At 61.3% G+C, this 19,198-nt stretch carries 18 protein-coding genes; 11 read left to right on the forward strand and 7 right to left on the reverse strand.

Features of this window, described 5'->3' with window-relative positions; genetic code table 11:
- Positions 1 to 76 precede the first annotated feature (76 nt).
- From AC5YUO_RS24775 to AC5YUO_RS24800, 6 genes are all read left to right on the forward strand, one after another.
- The gene (locus AC5YUO_RS24775; RefSeq protein ID WP_496155646.1) at positions 77 to 877 is read left to right on the forward strand and encodes a FadR/GntR family transcriptional regulator; all 801 of its coding nucleotides are present in this window, start codon (positions 77 to 79) and stop codon (positions 875 to 877) included.
- 78 nt (positions 878 to 955) lie between these two features.
- Positions 956 to 2,464, forward strand: a complete 1,509-nt coding sequence (locus AC5YUO_RS24780; RefSeq protein ID WP_496155647.1) for an ABC transporter substrate-binding protein — start codon at positions 956 to 958, stop codon at positions 2,462 to 2,464.
- A gap of 67 nt (positions 2,465 to 2,531) precedes the next feature.
- A complete protein-coding gene (locus AC5YUO_RS24785) occupies positions 2,532 to 3,479 on the forward strand; it encodes an ABC transporter permease (protein ID WP_496155648.1) in 948 nt (315 codons plus the stop codon).
- A 10-nt stretch (positions 3,480 to 3,489) separates the two neighbouring features.
- A complete protein-coding gene (locus tag AC5YUO_RS24790) occupies positions 3,490 to 4,362 on the forward strand; it encodes an ABC transporter permease (protein ID WP_003505690.1) in 873 nt (290 codons plus the stop codon).
- A gap of 21 nt (positions 4,363 to 4,383) precedes the next feature.
- Positions 4,384 to 6,168 (forward strand): gamma-glutamyltransferase family protein, encoded by a 1,785-nt coding sequence (locus tag AC5YUO_RS24795; protein WP_496155649.1) that lies wholly within the window; start codon positions 4,384 to 4,386, stop codon positions 6,166 to 6,168.
- Positions 6,169 to 6,172: 4 nt separating this feature from the next.
- Positions 6,173 to 7,984: an ABC transporter ATP-binding protein gene (locus tag AC5YUO_RS24800; protein ID WP_496155650.1), complete on the forward strand. Its 1,812-nt coding sequence runs from the start codon at positions 6,173 to 6,175 to the stop codon at positions 7,982 to 7,984.
- Between the two features lie 39 nt (positions 7,985 to 8,023).
- Here the strand turns inward: AC5YUO_RS24800 and AC5YUO_RS24805 are convergent, their stop codons facing one another.
- Genes AC5YUO_RS24805 through AC5YUO_RS24830 form a run of 6 tightly spaced genes read right to left on the reverse strand, consistent with a single transcriptional unit; the run spans position 8,024 to position 13,570 of the window.
- Complete coding sequence (locus AC5YUO_RS24805; RefSeq protein WP_496155651.1) at positions 8,024 to 8,833, reverse strand: inositol monophosphatase family protein; 810 nt, start codon at positions 8,831 to 8,833, stop codon at positions 8,024 to 8,026.
- A complete protein-coding gene (locus AC5YUO_RS24810) occupies positions 8,830 to 9,666 on the reverse strand; it encodes a glycerophosphodiester phosphodiesterase (protein ID WP_496155652.1) in 837 nt (278 codons plus the stop codon). Before AC5YUO_RS24810 ends, AC5YUO_RS24805 begins: the two co-directional genes overlap by 4 nt.
- A gap of 1 nt (position 9,667) precedes the next feature.
- A complete protein-coding gene (locus AC5YUO_RS24815) occupies positions 9,668 to 10,702 on the reverse strand; it encodes an ABC transporter ATP-binding protein (protein WP_496155653.1) in 1,035 nt (344 codons plus the stop codon).
- 9 nt (positions 10,703 to 10,711) lie between these two features.
- Positions 10,712 to 11,536, reverse strand: a complete 825-nt coding sequence (locus tag AC5YUO_RS24820; protein WP_496155654.1) for an ABC transporter permease — start codon at positions 11,534 to 11,536, stop codon at positions 10,712 to 10,714.
- Position 11,537: 1 nt separating this feature from the next.
- Positions 11,538 to 12,386 carry an ABC transporter permease gene (locus tag AC5YUO_RS24825; protein ID WP_400815404.1) on the reverse strand — a complete coding sequence of 283 codons (849 nt, stop codon included), beginning with the start codon at positions 12,384 to 12,386 and terminating at the stop codon, positions 11,538 to 11,540.
- A gap of 32 nt (positions 12,387 to 12,418) precedes the next feature.
- Positions 12,419 to 13,570: an extracellular solute-binding protein gene (locus AC5YUO_RS24830; protein WP_400815401.1), complete on the reverse strand. Its 1,152-nt coding sequence runs from the start codon at positions 13,568 to 13,570 to the stop codon at positions 12,419 to 12,421.
- A gap of 283 nt (positions 13,571 to 13,853) precedes the next feature.
- Here AC5YUO_RS24830 and AC5YUO_RS24835 point away from each other — a divergent pair, with 283 nt between their 5' ends.
- Positions 13,854 to 14,036, forward strand: a complete 183-nt coding sequence (locus tag AC5YUO_RS24835) for a hypothetical protein (RefSeq protein ID WP_400815399.1) — start codon at positions 13,854 to 13,856, stop codon at positions 14,034 to 14,036.
- Between the two features lie 48 nt (positions 14,037 to 14,084).
- Here the strand turns inward: AC5YUO_RS24835 and AC5YUO_RS24840 are convergent, their stop codons facing one another.
- Positions 14,085 to 14,288 carry a CsbD family protein gene (locus AC5YUO_RS24840; RefSeq protein WP_065657719.1) on the reverse strand — a complete coding sequence of 68 codons (204 nt, stop codon included), beginning with the start codon at positions 14,286 to 14,288 and terminating at the stop codon, positions 14,085 to 14,087.
- Between the two features lie 181 nt (positions 14,289 to 14,469).
- Between AC5YUO_RS24840 and AC5YUO_RS24845 the strand changes: the two genes are divergently transcribed.
- The 4 genes from AC5YUO_RS24845 (at position 14,470) to AC5YUO_RS24860 (ending at position 19,054) form a co-directional block, all read left to right on the forward strand.
- Positions 14,470 to 14,796, forward strand: coding sequence for a GCG_CRPN prefix-to-repeats domain-containing protein (locus AC5YUO_RS24845; RefSeq protein WP_400815397.1), 327 nt, complete (start codon positions 14,470 to 14,472; stop codon positions 14,794 to 14,796).
- Between the two features lie 194 nt (positions 14,797 to 14,990).
- On the forward strand, positions 14,991 to 15,686 hold the full coding sequence (locus AC5YUO_RS24850) for a superoxide dismutase (protein WP_496155655.1): 696 nt from the start codon (positions 14,991 to 14,993) through the stop codon (positions 15,684 to 15,686).
- A 115-nt stretch (positions 15,687 to 15,801) separates the two neighbouring features.
- A complete protein-coding gene (locus AC5YUO_RS24855; protein WP_496155656.1) occupies positions 15,802 to 16,791 on the forward strand; it encodes a Bug family tripartite tricarboxylate transporter substrate binding protein in 990 nt (329 codons plus the stop codon).
- Between the two features lie 460 nt (positions 16,792 to 17,251).
- Entirely contained in the window at positions 17,252 to 19,054 is a 1,803-nt protein-coding gene (locus AC5YUO_RS24860) for an ABC transporter ATP-binding protein (RefSeq protein ID WP_496155658.1), read from the forward strand.
- Positions 19,055 to 19,198: the final 144 nt, after the last annotated feature.

The raw sequence follows: 19,198 nt of genomic DNA on the forward strand, positions 1-19,198 counted from the left end.
GCCACATGCCCATATTTTGAGCGTGAAAAATCGTCGCTCAAAAATGCGCTTGACGTCGGCAAAAATTTCTCACCAAATGAACCAATATCAGATTGGTTCACACAAATGGTGCGGCGTGGCAGCAGGCCCTAACGACAATTCCAACTACGCCTTGGCGCGGTTACGTGACTATATTCAGGCGAATCATCTCGCGAGGGATGGGCGTCTGCCGACGGAACGGGCCTTTGCGGAGACTTTTAACGTCGGCCGCCGTTCGATCCGCCGGGCGCTGGAGGTTCTGGAAGCCGAAGGCCTGATCTGGCGGCGGCAGGGGGCCGGAACCTTTGTGGGTGAAAAACCGGATGATTGGTCCGCCCAGGTCACGGAACTGGTCGCCGGAACGGATTTCATGGAGATCATGGAAGTGCGCCTGCGCATAGAACCGCAGCTGGCGCAGCTTGCGGCCATGCGCGCCAAACCGGCCGAGGTGGAGCGCATGCGCGCGCTTGTTCAAAAGACCGGCCAGAGCACGGATGCCGACGCCAAGGAATTATGGGATGGCTCGCTCCATCGCCAGATCGCCCAGAGCGCCGGCAACAAGCTTTTCCTGTCGATCTTCGATGTCGTCAACCGCATTCGCCAGGACGATGCATGGCAGTCGATCCGCGAGCTTGCCCGGCGCAGCGGCACGAATGGCAGGGCGTCTTTCGAACAGCATATGGCCATTGTCGAAGCCATTGCCGACCGTGATCCGGCGCGTGCCGGTGAAGCCATGCGCCAGCATCTTCTCATGCATCAGGAAAGGTTGATCCGCGCCACCTCGCTCGGCTTTCTGGAGGAAGACACCGGGGAGGGCAATGCGGCCGAGGCTGATAATTCGCTGACCGAGGCCTCCTGAGGCCACGGATGAAAACTGTCGTCCCGCAAGGGGCGGCCAATGACAAAAAGTCAAAATAACCAGACCAGAGGAACGAACATGAAAAAGATCCAGACACTGACTGCGGCGCTATTGGCAAGCGCATTGCTCGCCGCACCGGCGCTATCGTCCGAATTGCGCATCGGTCTCAATGACGATGCCGATGTGCTCGACCCCGCGCAATCGCGCACCTTCGTTGGCCGCATCGTCTACACCGCCATGTGCGACAAGCTGGTGGATATCTCGCAGGACATGAAGATCGTGCCCCAGCTTGCCACCGAATGGGCCTGGTCCGAAGGCGGCAAGGTGCTGACCATGAAAATCCGCGATGGCGTCAAGTTCCACAATGGCGAGACGCTTGATGCGGCTGCCGTGGTCGCGACCATTGAGCGCAATATGACGCTGCCGGAATCGCGCCGCAAAAGCGAGCTCTCCTCGGTCGAAAAGGTTGAGGCGACGGGACCGCTGGAGGTGAAATTCACGCTGAAGACGCCCGACGTTACCCTGCTGGCGCAGCTTTCCGACCGCGCCGGCATGATCGTTGAACCCAAGGCGGCCAAGGAACTGGGCGCGAATTTTGGTTCGAAACCGGTTTGTGCCGGGCCGTTCAAATTTGTCGAGCGTATCCAGCAGGACCGTATCGTGCTCGAGAAATTCGCTGACTATTGGGACAAGGACAAGGTCCTCGTCGACAAGGTCGTCTATCTGCCGATCCCAGATACAACCGTGAAGCTTGCAAACCTTCGCGCCGGCGACCTCGATATTGCCGAACGTATTTCGGCGTCCGATGCGGAATCCGTCAGGAACGACTCCAAGCTGACCTATGCCGATATAATCGGGCCGGGTTACATGGCCATGTATGTCAACATGAACAATGGCGCGCGTGCGGATAATCCGCTCGGCAAGGACAAGCGCCTGCGGCAGGCATTCTCCTATGCGATCGACCGCGAGGCGATCGGCCAGATCGTCTTTGAAGGCACCTCCAAGGGTGGCAATCAGGCCTTCCCGCCGACGAGCCCCTGGTTCAACCAGAGCCTGCCGGTACCACCGCGCGATATCGACAAGGCCAAGCAGCTGATGAAGGAGGCGGGTTACGAGAAGCTTGACGTCGAGCTGCAGCACGCCAACAACACCACGCAGACGCAGATGATGCAGGTCATCCAGTCCATGGTGGCCGAGGCCGGTTTCAACGTCACCCTGAAGGCGACCGAATTTGCGACGCTGCTGTCCGAACAGACCGCCGGCAATTACCAGCTCAGCCGTTCCGACTGGTCGGGGCGTATCGATCCCGATGGCAACCTGCACCAGTTCGTCACCTGCAAGGGCGGCATCAACGATGTGAAATATTGCAATCCTGAAGTCGACAAGCTGCTGAACGAGGCCCGCGCCTCGACCGAAGATGCGGTGCGCAAGGAAAAATACGATGCCGCAAGCGTCATCCTCAACGATGACATGCCGATCATCTATCTTGGCCACCAGCCCTATGCCTATGCCATTTCCAACAAGGTCAAGGGCTGGGCGCCGTCGCCCGATGGCATGATCCGCCTTCTCGGCGTTTCCAAGGACTGACAGCTTTGAACAGGTCGCACGGCTTGCCGTGCGGCCCCCAGCACCGGACTCAAACGGGGGCAATGCCATGCCTGTTTACATCGGCAAGCGACTGCTGGTCGCGATCCCGACGCTTCTCATCATTTCCATCTTCGTTTTCTCGCTGCAGAAACTCCTGCCGGGCGATCCGGTTCTTGCCATGGCGGGTGAGGAACGCGATCCCGCGACGATTGAATTCCTGCGGGAAAAATATCGTCTCAATGACTCCGTTCCACTGCAATATCTCAACTGGCTGGGCGGCGTGGTGACGGGTGATTTCGGCATTTCGCTGCGCACCAACCAGCCGGTGCTGGAACTGATCGGCCAGAAGCTGCCGGTCACCATTCAGCTGGCTGTCATGGCGATGTTCTTTGCCATGGTCATCGGCATTCCCATCGGCATTCTCGCTGCCGTCAAGAAGAATACGTGGATCGACTACACGGCCAATATCGTGGCGCTTTCCGGCCTGTCCATCCCGAATTTCTGGCTCGGCATCATGCTGATCCTGCTGGTGTCGGTGAAGCTCGGCTGGCTGCCGGCGTCCGGTTATGAATCGATCTTCGTCGATCCTGTCCGTTCCATCGAAACCATGATCATGCCGGCCTTCGTGCTGGGCAACGCGCTTGCGGCAACGCTGATGCGTCATACACGTTCGGCGATGGTGGCGGTCTTGAGTTCCGATTATATTCGCACTGCCCGGGCCAAGGGGCTTTCGCCGCGTGAGATCATCCTGTCGCACAGTTTCCGCAACGCGCTGCTGCCGGTCATCACGCTGCTGGCGCTGCTCTTCGGCGAATTGCTGGCCGGCGCGGTCCTGACGGAGCAGATTTTCACCATTCCCGGCTTTGGCAAGATGACGGTCGATGCGGTGTTCACCCGCGATTATGCCGTCGTACAGGGCATCGTGCTCTGCACCGCAGTTGGTTTCATTCTCATGAACCTTCTGGCCGACATTGCCTATGTCCTGCTCAACCCCCGCCTCAGGGCGACGATCTGAGGCTGATATCATGACCGTTCTCGATCAAAACCTATCCGTACCGGCGACACGGCAGGAAAGCCGCGCCTGGAAAAAAATGAAGCGCAACAAATCGGCGCTTGTTGGCATGATCATCGTGCTGTTCTTCGCCGTGCTTGCCATTGCCGCGCCGATCCTGCCGATTGCCGACCCGGTTGCGACCAGCTGGTCGGCCATCCGCAAGGCGCCATCGGCGGCCCACTGGCTCGGCACCGACGATCTCGGCCGAGACATTCTCTCGCGCATGATCTATGGCGCCCGTGCGTCGCTGATGGCAGGTGTCGTCTCGGTGATGATCGCGGTGGTCATCGGCGTGCCCTTCGGCCTGATTTCGGGCTATTTCGGCGGCTGGGTGGATATGGTCATCTCCCGCATCACCGAAGCGCTGCTCGCCATGCCCTTCCTGATCATGGCGATCGCGCTTGCCGCCTTCCTCGGCCCGAGCCTCACCAATGCGATGATCGCCATCGGCCTTTCCGCCATGCCGATCTTCGTGCGGCTGACGCGCGGGCAGGTGCTGGCGGTCAAGATGGAGGATTATGTCGAAGGCGCGAGGTCCATCGGCCTCAACCATATCGACATCATGACCCGCTACATCCTGCCGAATGTCTTTGCCCCCATCATCGTGCAGGCGACGCTGACGGTGGCGACCGCAATCATCGCGGAGGCGAGCCTTTCCTTCCTCGGTCTTGGCCAGCAGGCGCCGGCGCCCTCCTGGGGTTCAATGCTGAACACCGCGAAGAATTTCCTCAGCCAGGCGCCGTGGATGACGATGTGGCCCGGCATCGCCATCTTCCTCGTCGTTATCGGTTTCAATCTTCTGGGTGATGGCCTGCGCGATGCGCTCGATCCGCGCGAAGCATGATTTTTTACAAGGAATATCGGAATGACTGAATTCACCACACGCCCTGAAATCCTTGGCACCTTCGGCGTCGTCACCTCAACGCACTGGATCGCCTCGGCCGTCGGCATGGCCATTCTCGAAAAGGGCGGCAATGCTTTCGACGCCGCCGTCGCCACCGGTTTCGTGCTGCAGATCGTCGAGCCGCATCTCTGCGGTCCGGGCGGGGATATGCCGGCCGTGTTTTATTCAAAGCAGAAGGACAAGGTCGAAGTCATCTGCGCACAGGGCCCGGCCCCGAGCGGTGCGACGATCGAACATTACACCTCCGAAGGGCTGAAACTGATCCCCGGCGACGGGCTGCTCGCCACCGTCATTCCCGGCGCTTTCGATGGCTGGATGCTGATGCTGCGCGACTATGGCACGATGAGCGTGCGCGACGTGCTGGAACCTGCCATCTATTATGCCGAGCAGGGGCATCCAACGCTGCCGCGTGTCTCCGCCACCATCAAGGGGCTGGCCGATTTCTTCGAGAAGGAATGGCCGACCTCCCATGAGACATGGCTGCCGGGTGGTGCCGCACCCGAGCCTCACGCCAATTTCCGTAACCCGGTTCTGGCTGCGACCTATCAGCGGATTATCACCGAAGCCGAAGCGCGCACCGGCCGCGAAAATCAGATCGAGGCGGCACGCGATGCCTTCTACCGGGGTTTCGTTGCGGAAGCTATCGACAGTTACGTAAAGACGGCGGAAGTCATGGATGCCAGCGGCGCACGGCACAAGGGCGTGCTGACGGCGCAGGATATGGCCGGCTGGAGCGCGACCGTCGACGCGCCGCAGACACTTGATTATCACGACTGGACGATTGCCAAGACGCCCGCCTGGGGGCAGGGGCCGGTTCTGCTGCAATCGCTGGCACTTCTGAAGGGCTTTGACATTGCGGCCATGGACCCGTCCGGGCCTGATTTCATCCACACCATCGTTGAGGCCATGAAGCTCGCTTTTGCCGACCGTGAGGTCTATTACGGCGACCCGGAATTTGGTCAGATACCAACGGAATATCTTCTCTCCGAGGGTTATAATGCCGGACGCCGGGCGCTGATCGGTAGCGAGGCCTCGCTGGAGCTGCGCCCCGGCACCGTGCCCGGATACGAAAATCAGGTGGACGCCACCATGGCCATGCTGGCCGAGATGAGCGGCAAGGGCACCGTCTACGAGCCGACCATGTCGCACCTGACGGAGAAGCGCGGTGACACGGTGCATATCGACGTCATCGACCGCTGGGGCAATATGGTGTCCACCACGCCATCGGGCGGCTGGCTGCAATCGTCGCCGGTCGTGCCGGGCCTCGGTTTCGCGCTCAATTCCCGCGCCCAGATGTTCTGGCTGAAGGAAGGCCTGCCGACCTCGCTTGCGCCGGGCAAACGCCCGCGCACCACGCTGACGCCCTCGCTTGCGCTGCATCAGGGCCGACCCTCGATGGTCTTCGGCACGCCGGGGGGCGATCAGCAGGATCAGTGGCAGCTGCCTTTCTTCCTGCGTTATGCGCATCACGGCAAGAACCTGCAGGCGGCCATCGACATGCCTTTGTTCCACACCTCGCATTTTCCGGGCTCGTTTTATCCGCGCACCAGCTCGCCGGGTGAAATCATGGTGGAAAGCACAGCGGGTGAGGCGACGCTCGATGAGCTTCGCCGTCGCGGCCACCGGGTCACGGTTGCCGATGCCTGGTCAGTCGGGCGATTGACGGCAGCAAGGCGGGATGCGGACGGCCTGCTGCGCGCGGCCGCGACACCGCGGCTGATGCAGGCCTATGCGGTGGGGCGGTGAAACCATGGAAACCAAACCCGTCCTCTCCGTCCGTAACCTGACCACGTCCTTTCTCGTTGATGACGAATGGAAAAGCGTCGTGCGCAATGTCTCCTTCGATGTTGCGCCCGGTGAAACCGTTGCGATTGTCGGCGAATCCGGTTCCGGCAAGTCCGTCACCTCGCTGTCGCTCATGCGCCTGCTTGCGCCTTCCTCCAGCCGGATCGAAGGCGAAGTGCTGCTCAATGGGCGTAATCTGCTGGCGCTTTCCGAAAAGGAGATGCGCGGCGTGCGCGGCAACGATATTTCTATGATCTTTCAGGAGCCGATGACCTCGCTCAATCCGATCTTCACCATCGGCCGCCAGATTTCCGAAGTCCTCATCAGGCACAAGGGGCTTTCGAAACAGGAGGCGCGGGCGGAGACGGTGCGGCTTCTGGAAAAGGTGCGTATTCCCAATGCGGCCGGCCGTTTTGACGAATATCCGCACCAGTTTTCCGGTGGCATGCGCCAGCGGGTGATGATTGCCATGGCGCTCGCCTCGCGGCCGAAGCTGCTGATCGCCGATGAGCCGACGACGGCGCTCGACGTCACCATTCAGGGGCAGATCCTCGATCTCATCAAGCTGCTGCAGGAAGAGGAGGGCATGTCGGTTCTCTTCATCACCCACGACATGGGTGTGGTGGCCGAAATCGCCGACCGGACGATCGTCATGTATCGCGGCGACGAGGTCGAGACCGGCCCGACCGAGGAGATATTCAAACGCGGCAAGCACCCCTATACGCGGGCGCTGCTTTCGGCGGTACCGAAGCTCGGCTCGATGCGCGATCGGCAATGGCCGACGCGTTTTCCGGTGCTCGACATGAAAACCGGTCTTTCAACCGAGCCTCAGGAGGTGGCTGAGACCGTGGCGAGCGGTCAGACGCCGGTCCTGTCGGTCAAGAACCTTGTCACGCGCTTCCCCATCCGCTCCGGCCTGCTGGCGCGGCAGACGGGTGCGGTTCATGCCGTCGAAAACGTGTCCTTCGATCTCTTTCAGGGAGAAACGCTGTCGCTCGTGGGCGAGTCCGGCTGCGGCAAATCCACCACCGGCCGCTCGATCATGAGGCTCGTGGAGCCGTCGTCCGGCGATGTGTCGCTTGACGGTTACGATGTGATGCGGCTCGATACGGTGGGTCTGCGCAACATGCGCAAATCGGTCCAGATGATCTTTCAGGACCCGTTCTCCTCGCTCAATCCGCGCATGACGGTGGGCACCGCGATTTCCGAGCCCTTCATCAAGCACAAGCTGGGCAGCACGAAACAGGCGAAGGAAAAGACCGCCGATCTTCTGGAGAAGGTCGGCCTGTCGGCCGATATGGCCGGCCGCTATCCGCATGAGTTTTCAGGCGGCCAGCGCCAGCGCATCGCCATTGCCCGGGCGCTTGCGCTTGATCCCAAGGTTATCGTGGCTGATGAAAGCGTCTCGGCGCTCGATGTGTCGATCAAGGCGCAGGTCTGCAACCTGCTGCTCGACCTGCAGCAGAGCCTCAACCTTGCCTTCCTGTTCATCTCGCATGACATGGCGGTGGTGGAGCGCGTCAGCCACCGCGTGGCGGTGATGTATCTCGGCGAGATCGTTGAGATCGGCCCGCGTGCCGCCGTCTTCGACAATCCGCAGCATGCCTATACGAAAAAGCTGATGGCTGCGGTGCCGGTGCCGGATCCGGCAAGGCGTGGGGTGAGGCGCGGCATATCCAATGACGAGCTGAAGAGCCCGATACGGGCAATGGGATATGAAACGCCGGCGCGAAGCTACAGGACCGTGTCGCCAGGCCATCTGGTGCAGGTGGCCTGAGATGATTGCTGCAGCATGGATGTTCCGAAGACGGAGCCCTTACGAGGGATTCTTGGGCGGAACGCCGCGCAGGTGCTCCATAAGATAGGCGTGGGTCGCGGCATTGGCGACGATCAGCGTACCGGTCTTCTCATAAAATTCCGGTCCGCGGCCCCACCAGTCGGTCACGATACCTCCGGCCTCCTGAACCAGCAGGATGCCGGCTGCCGTGTCGACGAAGCCGGTTTCCTCGTAATAGCCGGTCAGCCGGCCGCAGGCGACATAGGCGCAGGAATTGGCGGCGCTGCCGACGACACGGACCGCGCCGATGGGCGCGCGGATGGCGTCGAGGCGCTGATAGGCGCCGGGATAAAGCTGGAGATTGGGCGTCGGCAGGCCGGTGCCAACGCACATCAGGGCGACATCCGTGCTGGCATTGACCGACAGGCGCTCGCCGTTGAGATAGGCGCCGTCTCCCTTGATCGTGGTAAACATCTCGTCGGAGACGGGATTATAGATCAGTCCGCAGATGGTTTCATTGCCCCGACGCAGCGCGATGGTGATGGTGTAATGCTGGCCGAAGAGGAAATTGGTGGTGCCATCGATGGGGTCGACCAGCCAGTGATGATCCTGATCCGCCCCCTCGACGGGTGCGAATTCCTCGCCGGTCAGTCCCCAGGGATATTGACCGAGCAGGCGCTCGCGGATCAGCGTTTCGGATTGCCTGTCCGCATCGGAAACGAAATCACCCGGTCCCTTGACGCCGATCTCGATGTCGCGGAAACGCCGGAAATGCTCGAGCGTCAATGCGCCGGCTTCGCGGGCGGTGGCGACCATGTGGTCGAGGATGGTGCTGTAATCGACTGTCATTTGCTGAAAACCTCGGCGAGCCCTTCCGGATCATCGGTGGTGATCTGGTCGACCCTGAGCCGCAAGAGGCGCGCCACCTGTTCGATGGATTGCGGCGTGACACTGTTGATCGTCCAGGCGTCGACACGGCGGCCGGCGGCATGGATGGGGGCGATGATATCGACACCGGCATCCTCGGCGGCAAGCACGATCTCGTAGGCGAGATAGATCATGTCCGCATCGGGCGCGGTGGCGAGAGCGTCTTCGATGAAGCCCAGATAGTTCCCGCTTGCCTGCAACGCGGCAAGTGTGCCGCGATGGCAGGGATCATATCCGGTGCGAAGTCCGGGGGCTGAGCCGGCGAGCGTGGCGATGGCGTCGAAATCGCCACCGGACAGGATTACCGAACCTGCGATCGGCGAAACGCTTACCCCGAAGCCGGTAACGATCTCCGGACCAAGAGCCTGCCGGTCTTCCTTGAAATCGAGCTGCAGCAAGGCGTCGGGATGAACGGTTTCGCGGGCGAGCAGGGCGCAGAGGTCTTCGAGCAGCATCACTTTCGAGGCGATTGGCTGGCCGTCATTATCGCGCAGGTGAAGCTGGCGCAGCGTGGTGGCGGATGTGTCGCGCACTCGCCCGGTGCCGGTGGTTTCCCGCTCCAGCGTCAGGTCATGCAAGACGGCGCAGCCGTGATCGGCATGAATGACGAGATCGACTTCGATGCTTGCACCAAGCCGCATCGCTTCGATGATGCGCTCACCGGTGAAGACCGGATCTGCTGCCCTGCGGCGGGCGCGATGCCATTTCAGCCACGTTCTGTGGCCATCGCGGTCGATAAGGATAGGCTGGTTCATGTCAGCTCCGGTAGATTGGGCGATTGTCGCGATAGGCCGTGACGGCACGGGGCGAAATCTGGACGCCCTGTCCCGCCCGGAACATATCCGGGTGAGCGACCATGGATTTGATCCTCGTCCCATCGGCGAGATCAAGATCGACAAGGCCGTGGGTGCCATAATCCGTCACCCGGTGCACGCTCGCTTCCGGTGTTTCGGAAACCGTCAGATCGATGGCTTCCGGGCGAACGGCGAGAATGGCCGGGCCATCGGAGACGGGAAGCGGCAGCGTGAAATCGGCCCGCATGAAGTTTCCGTCTGAAACTGTCCCTTCGATCAGATTCATGGTGCCGATGAAGCCGGCGACGAACGGCGTCTGCGGTTCCCGATAGATCACATTCGGCCGGTCGATCTGTTCCGTCTTGCCATTCGCCATGACGACGATGCGGTCGGCCATGGAAAGCGCCTCGTCCTGCCCGTGGGTAACGAACAGCGTGGTGATGCCGAGACGCTGCTGGATATCGCGCACCTCCTCCCGCAGCCGCTCGCGCAGATGCTGATCGAGGCTGGCGAAGGGTTCGTCGAGCAGGAGGATTTTCGGTTCGAGAACCAGCGAGCGGGCAAGCGCCACACGCTGCTGCTGGCCGCCGGAAAGCTGGCCGGTGGCGCGCTCGCCATAACCGGAAAGCCCGACGAGTTCGAGGACGGCCTCCACTTTCTCTTTGATCACGGCAGCCGGCATGCGGCGCAGCTTGAGGCCGAAAGCAAGGTTCTTGAACACGTTCATATGGCTCCAGAGCGCATGGCTCTGGAACACCATCCCGGTCGGCCGCCGCTCCGGCGGCAGATGCGTGACGTCTTCACCGTCGATGGTGATCTGCCCGCCCGTCGGTTGCTCGAACCCGCCGACCATGCGCAGCAGTGTCGACTTGCCCGAACCGGAAGGCCCGAGAAGGCAGACGAGTTCGCCATCGGCGACATCGAGCGAAAAACTGTCGACTGCCTTGGTGCCGCCGCTGAAGGTTTTCGTGACCTGGCGGATGTGAAGTACGGACATGCTGATTTCCTAACCGCCGAAACCGCGGGCGAATGCGCCGCCACCGATGACGCGGCGGGCGAAAATGAGGGCAATGAAGGATGGTACCCAGAGCAGGACGGACAGGACCGCGCCATACTGGATGACCATCTGGTTGTTGATGTAGCTGATCATCAGCACCGGCATGGTGCGAATGCCGGGCGCGCCGATCAGCCATGCACCTTCGGTCTCATAAAAAGTGCCGACGAAGCTCAGCAGCACGGCGGCGGCGATGGTCGGTCCGGCCTGCGGCAGCGTAATCGACCAGAAGACCCTGAGCGGACTGGCGCCGACATCGCGGGCCGCCTCTTCCATGCGCCGGTCGACGGCCTGGAATGCCGCCACGGGAATCCAGATCATGAACATCAGCGTGCCGACGAGCTGGATGAGAACGACGCCCCAGAAGGTGCCGATGAGGTTGAGCTGCAGGAAGATGGCGGCGATTGCCACCAGAAGCCCGAATTTCGGGAAGGCATGGCCGGCGAGGAAGGAGAAGAACAGCAGGTTGCGGCCGGGAAAGCTCATGCGCGCAAAGGCATAGGCGGCGGGAAGGCAGATCAGCGCCGAAAGCAGTGTTACCACCGTTGTCAGCCGCAGGCTCAGCATCAGGGCGTTCCACACATCGGCGCGGCCGAGCGTCTGGCCCCAGAAACGGAAACCGAACTGCTGGGGAATGACGTTGGGAAAACGCCAGACCTCGGTGAATGCCCAGGTGCCCACCACAACCAGCGGCCCGACGATGGCGATGGTGAGAAGGGTGGCGAAAAAGATGCCGGGCCAGTCCATGCGGGCGCGCGCCCGCGTCAGCGTCGTCATGTCATTTCCCCTGGTTGCGCGCGACCGAACGCACGTAAAAGAGGCCGAAAGCGATGCAGAAACCGAAAGCGATGACGGCCTGGGTCATGGCGCCGATGGGATCCTGCACTTCGCGCAGCGTGCGCTGCATGAAGGGGCCGAGCATTTCGGGAGAAGCCGGGCCCAGAAGATAGGGCAGGGTGAAGGAGGAAAATATGCCGAGCACCGAAAAGGAAAGCGCCACGAGAATGGAATTGGAGATGCGCGGCAGGATGATGTGCCAGAAGACCTGAAGGCCATTTGCCCCGACATCCCGCGCCGCCTCCACCGACTGGTTGGCGACGCTGCCGAGCCCCGCGAGCAGGATGAGCACGGTGAGCGGAATATTGTCCCAGACAAGACCGATGACGGGTCCCCAGGGCGTAAGATAGGGCGTGCGGATTTTCGGCAGGTCGACGGCGTTGAACAGGATGTCCACCATGCCGTTGGGCCCGAGAACGCGGATGAAGGCGAAGGCGAGGATGATGGAGGGCACGAACATCGGAAAGATGGCCAGCGCCTGCACATAGGCCGAGAGGCGGCCTTGCGAAAAGCGCAGGTAAAGCGCGATCGGCAGGCAGATCGCCAGAAGGAGGATCGCGCAGACCATCGTCGTCCACAATGTCACGGCGAGATTGTCGAGGCTGTAGCGGTCCGAGAAGAAGAAGCCGTAGCTCGAAAGGTCGAAACCCGTCTCACCATCGGCGCCGGTGCGCCAGACGGTACGGCCGATGGCGTTGATGGCAGGCCAGATGACGAGCCAGATCATCAGAAATACGGGAATGGCGACGAGCAGGAGGCCGATTGGCCTCCTGCCTGCCCTGTTGTCCATGAGCGGGCGAACCGCTCCTTCCGCAACCTCGGTCACGACTTGCGGTTAACGTTGGGGGCGACGTTGCGATACCAGCCATCATTGATGGCGGTTTCCCATTTGCCGGCCGGGAAGGTCGGAATGGTCTGCGGAATGATGTCGGCAAAACGCTTGCGCAGGTCGGCCGATACATGGTCCCAGGAAACGCCGGGGAAACCGCCGAGTTCGCTGAGGATCGCGCCCTGAATTTCTTCCGACAGCACGAAATCGGCGAGCTTCAAGGCAGCGTCGCGATTGGCGCCGTTCGCAAGCACCACGGCGCGCGAGAAATCGCCGCAAAGCGCCAGATCCTGAAGCTGGACGAGGCCGGTTTCCTTCGGCAGAACGCCTTGATCGATGGCCTTCAGCACCTGATCGGACCAGACCGGGGTCATGGTGACGACGCCCTGGGAAAGAAGCTGCAGCGACTGCGTGTTGCCCGAGGAGTATGCGCCCTTGTCATAGAGTGACGGGGCGATATCGTTCAGCAGCGCCCATGCCTTGCCGAGAGCCTTGTCACCGGCTTCCTGGGTGTAGTTGTCGACCGTGAAGGCCTTGGGGTCGAGACCGTTGGCCTGATGGATGGCGCGGCGGACGAAGTTGCCGCCGGAGCCGCCCTTGTCGGGACGGTTATACACGAACTGGCCGGGATTGGCCTTGATCCAGCTGACGAGCTGATCCCAGGTCTTCGGCGCATCCGCCGGCTTCAGCTTGCTGGTGTCATAGGCGAGCAGAACCTGGCTGCCGCGATAGGGCAGGCTGTATTCGCTGCGGATGGCGAGCGGATTGACGCGCGAATAGTTGGAAAGGCCGGCTTTCGCCATGTTCACATAGATGCCGGCCTCGATGGCGCCGGTGGGAAGCAGCGGATCGGCCGTTTCGAAATAATCGGCCTGCGGATCGGTGCCCGTCTGCTTCGCGGCAATGGCGCGCTCGCCGATGGCGGCGATGCCGGCGCTGTCGCCGGCATCGACGAGGTTGAGCTTCAGGCCGGGATTGGCGGCTTCAAAGGCGGGCTTGATCGTATTGGACCAGAAATCGAGGATATTGGTATCCGAGCTGGTGTACCAGTCGATCGTGCCCGGAGCGGCAAAGCTCATGCGGGGTGCAAGGGCGAGACCGGCGGCGGCGCCTGCGGCGGACATCATAAAGGTGCGGCGTTTCATCTATGTCTCCGATGTTTTCGGCGCGAGTGGAACTGCTGAGCGCCGGCCCGTGAGCGTTGGTGGGAAAGGCGCTGGCCGGTCTTTGCACAGCCGTGCATTTTTCGAACGGGCCGGCGGCGGTTCTAATGTCTTTCCATAACGCTTTCGTGACGGTTGCTGCCGGACCGGTCCCGTCGCCTTTTGCGGAACAGGCTGCCCGGTGGCCGCTCGAAAGCACGGGGCTCTACCCAAGGTGTGTCCGGGCGGATAGGTTAATCGCAACAGTATCGGAGGAAGGGGAGCGATGATCGCAGCCTATATTGACGAATTCATCATGTTTTGCGCTGGCCTGTGGATGACATGTGTTGGCTTTGGTTACCTGCCGCTGTCAAAAAACACGGGCAGCCAGCCTCCCGTCGTTCGTCACTTCAGATGGATGGGGCCTCTGCTGCTCGTCATCGCCGTTATCCTGGCTGCGGCCAGCTGAGCGAAGAATCTATCGCAAAGAAAAACCCCGCCGAAGCGGGGTCTCGTCTTACCAGGGCTGACGGCCATACCAGTCGTCGATATCTTTCTTTGCCCGGTCCTTTTCGTAACCGTAGCGCTCCTGAATCTTGCCTTCGAGCTGTTCGCGCTTGCCGTTGATGACGTCAAGATCATCATCGGTGAGTTTGCCCCACTGCTCCTTGACCTTGCCCTTCATCTGCTTCCAGTTGCCTTCAACGCGATTCCAATCCATCGGTGTTCTCCCATTTTGTTTGGCTTGCACTGGTAAATGTTCAAATCTCCGCAGGGTTCCGCCCGGCGGCCGTCACCTTCGGCGCAACCGTGGCCTGCTGCCACGAAAAGATCACGATTCATTCAGCCACAGTTCACCCGGCAGGGCGCTAAATCCCCTCATCCCACAAGGAGGGAATAAGATGCGCAAGATGATTTTAACCGCCGGACTCATTCTCGGCGCCCTGTTCGGCACTGGCGCCAACGCCATGCCTCTCGGTCAACCGTCTGCACCTTCGGCATCCCACATTCAAAAGGTGGATTATGCCTGCGGACGCGGCTTCCATTTGACGCCGCGCGGCTATTGCCGTCCGAACGGACCGCGTTATGAGCGCGGCTGGGACCGGCGCGACCGCTGGGAAGGCCGCCGGGAATGGCGCGAGCGTCAGGCCAGACGGGAATGGCGTGAGTGGCGCGACCGCCGAGATTATCGCGACTACCGCGACCGTCGCGATTATTATCGCTACTGACCAGGCAAGGCCCTCCCCAACCGGGAGGGCCTTTCTTTGTGCACCGATCAACCGATCCATCCGTCCCCGAGGCGTGTCAACACAGCGTCGCATTCCCCGATCATCATGACCCGCGACGGATTTGCATCCGGCGTTAGGAAACCAGGGCCGTAGTTCGGGGTTAGTCCTATATCTCGGTTCATGAGGAGGATATGATGGACATTACCAGACGCACCATTCTCACCGCCAGCGCCGCAACCGCCGCCGCTGCAATTTTTCCCCGCCCGCACGTCGCGCATGCCGCACTGCCCTTGATGCAGCCCAAGCTTCCTTTTGCCGAAGCCGATCTGGCGCCGGTCATCTCGGCGAAAACGGTGGGTCTGCATTACGGAAAACACCACAAGGCCTATTATGACAAGCTGAATGCGCTTGCCGCCGGTACGCCTTATGCCGACATGGAGCTGGCGGATATCGTGACGCAATCCGCCAAGTCGAAAGAGGCGGCGGACGTCAAAATCTTCAACAATGCCGCGCAGGCGTGGAACCACGTCGCCTATTGGGATCAGTTCGTACCGGGCGGCCCGAACCGGCCGACGGGCGATCTTGCCGCTTCGGTAGACGAGACCTTCGGTGGTTATGATGGTTTCATCAAACGCGCGGTCGATGTGTCTGACACGGTCTTCGGCACCGGCTGGGTCTGGCTCACGCGCGGCGATGACGACCGGCTCGCGCTGATCGGATATGAGGACGGCAAGAACCCCGTCGCCGTCGGTCGCCCGGCCTATCTCGGCATCGATATATGGGAGCATGCCTATTACGTCGATTATGAAAATCGCAAGGCCGACCATATTCGCGCCGTGCTCGACAAGCTGGTCAACTGGCGGGTCGTCGAAGAGCGCCTCAAGGCATGACGATCCCCTTATCTCCTGAAACCCGCCGGGGGCGGCCGGTCGCCTGCGGGTTGCCCTGAGGTGCATTTGAGCTACTATGCGCCCATGGCGAGGAGGCCATGTTACAGGAGGGTTCATGATTTACCGGTCTTCAAAACGGCGCATGGTGCTGAAACTTGCCGCCGCGGCGGTTTCTTTCGGCATGCTGGGAACGGCTGCGGGTGCGCAGGGCTTCCCCGATCGAACGATTACTCTGGTCGTTCCTTTCGCGGCGGGCGGCTCCACCGATGTGGTCGCGCGTGTTATCGCACAGAAGATGGGTGATGAGCTCGGCCAGCAGATCGTCGTTGAAAATGTCGCCGGTGCCGGCGGCAATCTCGGCGCCGACCGGGTGGCCCGCGCCGAGCCTGACGGTTACACGATCCTGATGGGCACGGTTGCCACCCACGCGCTCAACCCGCTCATTCTCAAGACCAAGCCTTACGATCCGGAAAAGGATTTCACGCCGGTCTCGCTGCTCGTGGTGGTGCCGAATGTGCTGGTCGTCAATCCGAAACTCAACGTCAACAGCGTCGCGGAACTGATTGCCCTCCTGAAAGCCGAGCCGGACAAACATGCCTATGCCTCTTCCGGCAATGGCACGCCGCTGCATCTTTCCGGCGAGCTGTTCAAGAGCATGGCCGGCGTCAGCATGCAGCATGTTCCCTATAAGGGCGCAGGCCCGGCGCTCAACGACCTGCTCGGCAACCAGATTTCCATCATGTTCGACAATCTGCCGTCTTCATCAGGCCATATCAAATCCGGCACGTTGCGGGCGCTCGGTGTCACGACCAAGGAGCGCGCCTCGTCCTTCCCGGATCTGCCGACAATCGCCGAGACGGTGCCGGGTTATGAGACCTATACCTGGAATGCGCTCTTCGCGCCTGCCGGCACACCGGCCGAGGTGGTCGACAAGCTGAATGCCGCCGCCAAGAAGGCGCTTGCCGATCCGGCGGTTGCCGGACGCATGGCGGAATTCAGCGCCAAGATCGTCGCCTCTTCGCCGGAAGAGCTGAAAACCCACGTTGCGGCGGAAATCGCCAAGTGGGGACCGGTGGTCAAGGACGCGAATGTGCAGATGGACTGACCGGTAACGGCAGATCCATTCCAGTTTTCCGCCGCGCATCCTGCCGGTCGCGGACGGAGGCAGAGACCTGAAAAACCGTAGCCGATGCTCCCGTCGCATCGGCCACGGTTTATATCGTCGCACCCAGCCGGTGTGGCGTTTCCGCATCACTCACCAGTCGGTTGCAAAAACCCGCTTGGCAAGCTCGAACTGCTGAGTTATAAATCTCATTACCGCGTCAGATCGAACAAAGGGAGGCGTTGCATGACACCAGCATTCATCAAAACCCTCCCGCAGGGAATGACCCGACACTAGGTCATATCCATTCGCGGCCCGCCTTGAGCGCGCCCGACATGCGGTTTTATTTTCCCCCATAGCCCGATTGATCTGACGGGATCACTTCGTCTCCCGCCCGGGCTGTGCCATTCAACTTCCGATTTTGAGGACCGGTCGCCGATTATAGGGCGCTGGGCTGGTAAAAATGACTCGCAAGAAGCTCGATTTCCGCGCCGATGCCTATCGCCATGTGCTCGGCTTTGTTTTCAACCATTGGCGTCATCGGCCGGCGTTGGTGGGTTTCATCATCGTTCTGGTGATTGCCAGCACGCTGGCCGAAGTGATGGTGCCGGTCTTTTCCGGCCAGATCGTCGATGCCATTGCCAGTGGTGATGGGGGCGGCGACGGAGCCGACAAGGCGCTGCGCGCTTTCGTCATCGTGGTGGCGCTGGGGCTGGTGAGCGTGGTGCTGCGCTGGTTCATCTTCAACGGCATCATCCGGCTGACGCTGAAAATCATGGCGGATGTCGCCAATAACGGCTTCCACAGGGTGCAGCGCTTCTCCACCGACTGGCATGCCAACAGCTTCGCCGGCTCCACGGTCCGCAAGATCACCCGCGGCATGTGGGCGCTGGATTCGCTCAATGACCTGCTGCTCGTCGCGCTCCTGCCGTCCATCGTCATGCTGGTGGGCGCCACCATCGTGCTCGGCAGCTACTGGCCGGTCATGGGCCTGATCGTCGGTCTCGGATCGCTGATCTATATCGGCGTCACGGTCGGCCTTTCCATGGGATATGTGTCGCCGGCGGCACGGCTCGCCAATGCCTGGGATACCCGGCTTGGCGGCGCGCTGGCGGATGCCATCAGCTGCAATTCGGTGGTCAAGGCCTTTGGCGCCGAGACCCGCGAGGAAACGCGGCTGGGCCATGTGCTGGTGAAGTGGGATAACCGCACGCGCAGGACCTGGAAGCGTGGCACACTGAATGGCACGATCCAGAGCTTCATGATGGTCTCCATGCAGGCCGGCATTCTGGGTACGGGCCTCATCATGTGGCGGCAGGGGCTGGCGACGCCGGGCGACATTACCTTCGTGCTGGCGATGTTCTTCGTGCTGCAGGGTTATCTGCGCGATGTGGGGCAGGATATCCGCAACCTGCAACGCGCCGTCAACGACATGGAAGAACTGGTGCTGCTGGACAAGATGCCGCTCGGCATCGAGGACAGGCCGGATGCCGGACCGATCAGGATCGGAAAGGGCGAGATCGTCTTCGATCACGTCACCTTCCAGTATGGGGCGCATCCGACGCCGCTTTACGATGACTTTTCGGTCACCATCAAGGCGGGTGAACGTGTGGGTCTGGTCGGCCATTCCGGTTCGGGCAAGACAACCTTCGTCAAGCTCATCCAGCGGCTTTACGACATCAAGTCCGGCGCGATCCGTATCGACGGCCAGAATATCGCCGGGGTTACGCAATCGAGCCTGCGCGGCCAGATCGCCATCGTGCAGCAGGAGCCCATCCTGTTCCACCGCACGCTGGCGGAAAACATTGCCTATGGCCGGCCCGACGCCACGCGGCGTCAGATCGAGCAGGCGGCGAAACAGGCCAGCGCCCATGATTTCATCATGTCCCTTCCCAAGGGTTATGAGACGATGGTGGGTGAGCGCGGTGTCAAGCTGTCCGGCGGCGAGCGCCAGCGTGTCGCGATTGCCCGCGCTTTCCTCGCGGATGCGCCGGTGCTGATACTGGACGAGGCTACCTCCAGCCTCGACAGTGAAAGCGAAGTGCAGATCCAGCAGGCGATGGAACGGCTGATGGTCGGCCGCACCACGCTCGTCATCGCCCATCGGCTTTCCACCGTCAGGGCGCTGGACCGGCTGCTGGTCTTCGACAAGGGCAGGATTGTCGAGGAGGGCGACCATCAGGCGCTGATCCGTCTCAATGACGGCATCTACCGCCGGCTGTTCGAACGGCAGGCGCTGGAGCTGACCAAGGGGCTGGTGGCCTGAAAAAACGAAACGCCGGAGGTCTGCTCCGGCGTTTCATTTCCGGCAGATTGATGCACGGCAGGGTTTATCTCCGCAAACCCCGGAGATACGCCATGACCACGCCGCTTTTTTCGTTTACGACCATTTTATCAGCAACACCAACAG

It is taken from the genome of Agrobacterium sp. LEGMi-208b (assembly GCF_059511785.1).